The 4,442-nt window shown below is 33.7% G+C and carries 6 protein-coding genes; 2 read left to right on the top strand and 4 right to left on the bottom strand.

Going from position 1 to position 4,442, the window contains the following annotated elements; genetic code table 11:
* Positions 1 to 176: 176 nt before the first annotated feature.
* The 3 genes from BUB12_RS17210 to BUB12_RS17200 form a co-directional block, all read right to left on the bottom strand.
* Positions 177 to 641, bottom strand: coding sequence for an SRPBCC family protein (locus BUB12_RS17210; RefSeq protein WP_072892143.1), 465 nt, complete (start codon positions 639 to 641; stop codon positions 177 to 179).
* A gap of 133 nt (positions 642 to 774) precedes the next feature.
* Entirely contained in the window at positions 775 to 1,227 is a 453-nt protein-coding gene (locus tag BUB12_RS17205; protein WP_072892142.1) for a DUF2269 family protein, read from the bottom strand.
* 146 nt (positions 1,228 to 1,373) lie between these two features.
* On the bottom strand, positions 1,374 to 1,667 hold the full coding sequence (locus tag BUB12_RS17200) for an amino acid decarboxylase (RefSeq protein WP_072892141.1): 294 nt from the start codon (positions 1,665 to 1,667) through the stop codon (positions 1,374 to 1,376).
* 166 nt (positions 1,668 to 1,833) lie between these two features.
* Here BUB12_RS17200 and BUB12_RS17195 point away from each other — a divergent pair, with 166 nt between their 5' ends.
* Positions 1,834 to 2,391 carry a nitroreductase family protein gene (locus tag BUB12_RS17195; protein ID WP_072892144.1) on the top strand — a complete coding sequence of 186 codons (558 nt, stop codon included), beginning with the start codon at positions 1,834 to 1,836 and terminating at the stop codon, positions 2,389 to 2,391.
* Positions 2,392 to 2,437: 46 nt separating this feature from the next.
* Here the strand turns inward: BUB12_RS17195 and ddlA are convergent, their stop codons facing one another.
* Positions 2,438 to 3,538 (bottom strand): D-alanine--D-alanine ligase, encoded by a 1,101-nt coding sequence (gene ddlA / locus BUB12_RS17190; RefSeq protein WP_072892140.1) that lies wholly within the window; start codon positions 3,536 to 3,538, stop codon positions 2,438 to 2,440.
* 149 nt (positions 3,539 to 3,687) lie between these two features.
* Here ddlA and BUB12_RS17185 point away from each other — a divergent pair, with 149 nt between their 5' ends.
* Positions 3,688 to 4,221: a hypothetical protein gene (locus BUB12_RS17185; protein ID WP_072892139.1), complete on the top strand. Its 534-nt coding sequence runs from the start codon at positions 3,688 to 3,690 to the stop codon at positions 4,219 to 4,221.
* Positions 4,222 to 4,442: the final 221 nt, after the last annotated feature.

Below are 4,442 nucleotides of genomic sequence, written 5' to 3'. Positions count from 1 at the left end.
CGGAAAGCGAAGTATATTTCCGTAGCGATGATTTTTACCAAACATAACATTGTTCGGGTTTGTGCTTTATTAGAATACTTTTGTCCCAGCCTCTTTACTGTAAATGATAGATTTAATAGAAATGCTCCGTCATCCTTCAATTAAACCAGATTATCTAGATCGATCGTATATTAGCCTCATTGTCCGGGATTATAATTTTCTTCTGCCACTTGCTTCACACGATTTACAAATTGAACAACAACTTTATCTCCACCACCAAGTTTCATTAAAACCTTAGCAATCCACTTTAAAGGCTCATTCGATGTTGTATAACGGAAGTAAGTTTTGTTTTCCTCTAGTACTTGAAGCTCATATGTGGTTGTAATGTTAAACATATTAGCTAGATTAAAGGCTACCTTTAATTTCTTCTCTTCTTCCCCATTTTCATACTCAAGCGTCTTTACGTCATACTCCTGTACTCGCTTACCTTCTTTAAACTTTTGCCTATAAACAGTCCCGACGCCATCTTCCGTTTCTTTTACCAGTGTATTTTCAACAACGTTTGGCATTATTTTTTGCATATCTTCTAATGACCCATCAAGATACTTCCATACTTCATCGATTGGAACGTCTATATTTACATTACCTGTCCACTTTTTCATGCTATTCCTCCTCGGCACCTATATATGTCTAATAGGTTTATATTAGCATAGAAATATAACATATAGTTAATATCTTTCACTGAGAATATTCTTTAAAAATAGCAAAAAATACAAGGAAAGTCCCCTTGTATTTTTAAAATGGCTTAAGAATCATTAGAGCAATCACAATTAGAAAAATAGTATTCTCTAATCTTTCTACAAAGAACAACTTATTAGCCAATAACGTATATTCTTTTGGAATATCTTCACCTTTATGTTCTTTTAATAATGCTTTAATTGGTTTAGATTTTGGTGATAATAGGATTGGACCAAATGCTAATGCTATTAAATATAACGTTAAACTTAAAATATACCAACCCTGTTTGAATAGAGCTGGGTTTAAAAATCCCATGATTAGCCCAGTAATCAGCAACAATGTACCACCAATCATTACAAAAATATGCAGCTGATTTCTGATTGCATATGCGTGTCTTAATTCTGTCATTGTAGTTGCTTTTTTAACAACAAATATCATAACAAAACCCGGTCCCATACCTAGGATTGCAGAGAATATATGAACAAACAATAATAATTCATAAAAAGTCACTAGAACTCCCCCTTTTATAGTAGCTCTATCTCTATAATACACCTATTACTAGGGGGCAATGTTGTGATAATGCTCACATTTCATGAAAATAATTTGATAATATCAGTAAAGCAGCTACAGGAATTCCCCGTAACTGCTTTGTAAATTTAACACTTTGTATTTGATGATTCTGCTGTCTGACTTGCATTAATTTCAGCTAATTTCACTGAAGTTAAGCGAAAATGTCCTGGTCCCATGTCATCTACAATAACATTCATACCAAAGCTTTCTAGTCCAGTAATGATCGGTTGTCCACGACGTGGTAAATGGATTTCAAATATTGTACCTACAGGAGCTTCCTTAACATAATCAAAAATCTCGTTTCTTGGATGTTCTCCATTTAAAATTCGTTCACGAACATCGATAATCGCTTTGTTCCCTTCTTTTCTTGCTCCTTGCATGATGATCACCCTTTTTCCATTAGTATCTTCTAATATAGAACAAGTATAAGCCAACATTCAATCGAACAACGTGATTTATATCACACCAAGTAGTTGCTTTTCTTATATGAATCATCTACAATTAATTGATAATGATTATCAATCATATAAAGGGGCAGATTTATATATGGAAAACATCCAACAACAATCACAATTGGCAACGGTAATCCGTGAACGTCGTTCGATTAAAAAAGGATATAATAATAAAGAAGTCACAGAGGAAACGGTATGTGAACTACTAGAAGATGCAATCTGGGCACCAACACACGGAATGCGTCAACCATGGCGTTTCATCTTTATTGATAATGAAAACTTACCAAATTTCGCTAAACAGGTTGCTTCCACTTATCCTGAGCAAAAACAACAAAATCGAGAAGATTATTTAAATGAACCAAATGCTATTCTTGTTATCGCCATGGAAAAAGGGGAAAACGAAAAACAATATGATGAAAACTTTGGCGCTACGGCTAGCATGATTCAGAACTTCTGGTTACTAGCTTGGGAACAAAAATTAGGGGTAGTTTGGAAAACAAACCCTCATATTTATAATCCTGAAGTCCATCAAATTCTTAACCTAGATGATAACGAGAAGATTGTAGGATTTCTTCATCTAGGTTATTTTGATCAGGAGCCCATTAAAAAAGAGCGTTTCTCTGCAATAAGCAAATTCTCTAGATTTAAATAATCTCAATTAAAAAGGTTTTCTCATCGATAGAGAAAACCTTTTATTATTATTCCCAAACGGTACTTTTTAATTGATTATCACGGTCGTGACGTTCGATTGCTAATTCAATCAACTTAGTGATAAGGTCTTTATATGGTATACCACTAATTTCCCAAAGCTTTGGATACATACTTATCTTAGTAAATCCTGGTAAAGTATTGACCTCATTCACATAAAGTTCTCCTTGATCTGTAAGGAAAAAGTCTACTCGTGCTAATCCTTCACATTGTAATGTTTCAAAAGCCTTTACTGCTGCTTCTTTTACCTTCTCTGTTTGCTCCTTTGTTAATTCAGCTGGGATTGCTAAATCGGCTCCTTTTTCATCAATATATTTTGACTCGTACGAATAGAATTCTGTTTGTGGGAGTATTTCACCTGGTATAGAAGCAATTGGGTCGTCATTACCTAGCACAGAACACTCTATTTCTCTTCCTATTAATGTCTCTTCGATCACTAGTTTATTATCAAATTGAAACGCAGCATCAATAGCTTTATCAAATTCCTCTTTCGTCGATACCTTACTCACACCAACAGAAGATCCTTGATTAGCTGGTTTAATAAACATAGGAGTACCTAACTGTTTAACAGCTTCATCGTAGTTTATTTCTTGTCGTTTAACCTTTGTATAACTTAGCCCTTTTGCAACATTAATACCTGCTGCACTTAATAATTTTTTGGCAATATCTTTATCCATACAAACAGCTGATCCCAAAACACTAGGTCCAACAAAAGGAAGGTTTGCTATTCGAAGCATTCCTTGTAGACTTCCATCTTCTCCTAGTGTTCCGTGTACGATAGGAAATACTACATCCAATTGTTCTAATGTTGCAGCATTTTTTGCATGTATTAGTTGATGTTCTGTAGAACCAGGAACAACAGCAACACTTTCATTCGATTTATTTAATTGTATTAATTTAGGATTCTCTGCATTAATTAAATAGGACGATTCATCATTCACATGCCATTTCCCATTTTTATCTATACCAATAAGAACTACCTCAAATTTCTCTTTGTCAATAGCCTCTACAATGTTTTTAGCAGATTGAAGAGAAACTTCATGTTCTGCTGATTTCCCACCAAAAATAATTCCAACTTTTGTTTTTTTCATTTAGAACGTCCTTTCCATAGTCAAACATGTATATAAATAAAATATCATAAAACGGCTTGTTTTTAATAGTCGCAAACAAAATATAATGGTCTATCACCATGTGGAGTGAATACATTTATTAGTGGACAAACTTGATTGGAGTGTTTCAAATGCCCTTACCTTTATTAGTAATTATTATTCTATGTTTACTACAATTAACAGTTATTATTCTCTTTATCACCCATTATCGAAATTGGTTAACAGTCATGAATGGAATGATTGTTTCTATGTCAGTTGGAATGACATCAGGAATATTATTTGGAACTATACTTGGCGTATACTTTCATGGAGATTTATTGAGTTCAACTATATATGGAATCCTAATTGGATTGGTCTTCGGTTTTATAGCTGGAACACCATCTGGAATACTAGCGGTGATTGACGGAATGTTATCAGGTCTTATGGGGGGGATGATGGGAGCGATGTTTGGGGAAATGGTTGCCATGTCAAATATTGATGTTTCCATTAAGCTCATATCACTCTTTGTAACCATGCTATTGATTTTGACACATTATACAGCCGAAACCTTAATTCAAAAGCAAGCCACTAAAACACTTTTTTCCTTTTTCAAATACCCATACACCATATTGTTAATTGTCACGTTTATTTATCTTGGGCTATTTTACGTACCTATTAACCTTTAAATAATCAAATAATTCCCTTTTGTTACGTTGTTCACAAATCTGCAATAGAATGTTCAACGTATCGTCTCATCTGAGATGAAAATAACAGTAGGTTTTATACTATAATTACTATTGTAAGGATAATAATGGTAAAAACCTTAGGAGGGATTTACAATGAAGAAAAGTTTATTAGTTACACTATTTTTAGGTTTAATATTGGTGCTTGCTGCATGTGGTGGTGG

This window comes from Ornithinibacillus halophilus, assembly GCF_900129485.1.
In the GTDB taxonomy this organism is placed as follows: Bacteria; Bacillota; Bacilli; order Bacillales; family Amphibacillaceae; genus Ornithinibacillus; species Ornithinibacillus halophilus.
Note: the sequence above shows the minus strand (reverse complement) of the source record. Positions and strands in the feature narration are given on the sequence as shown.

Coding starts and splice junctions, on each gene's coding strand:
- ddlA (WP_072892140.1), bottom strand. CDS start 3,538: ATGAAAAAAACAAAAGTTGGAATTATTTTTGGTGGGAAATCAGCAGAA.
- BUB12_RS17200 (WP_072892141.1), bottom strand. CDS start 1,667: ATGCAAGGAGCAAGAAAAGAAGGGAACAAAGCGATTATCGATGTTCGT.
- BUB12_RS17210 (WP_072892143.1), bottom strand. CDS start 641: ATGAAAAAGTGGACAGGTAATGTAAATATAGACGTTCCAATCGATGAA.
- BUB12_RS17195 (WP_072892144.1), top strand. CDS start 1,834: ATGGAAAACATCCAACAACAATCACAATTGGCAACGGTAATCCGTGAA.
- BUB12_RS17185 (WP_072892139.1), top strand. CDS start 3,688: ATGCCCTTACCTTTATTAGTAATTATTATTCTATGTTTACTACAATTA.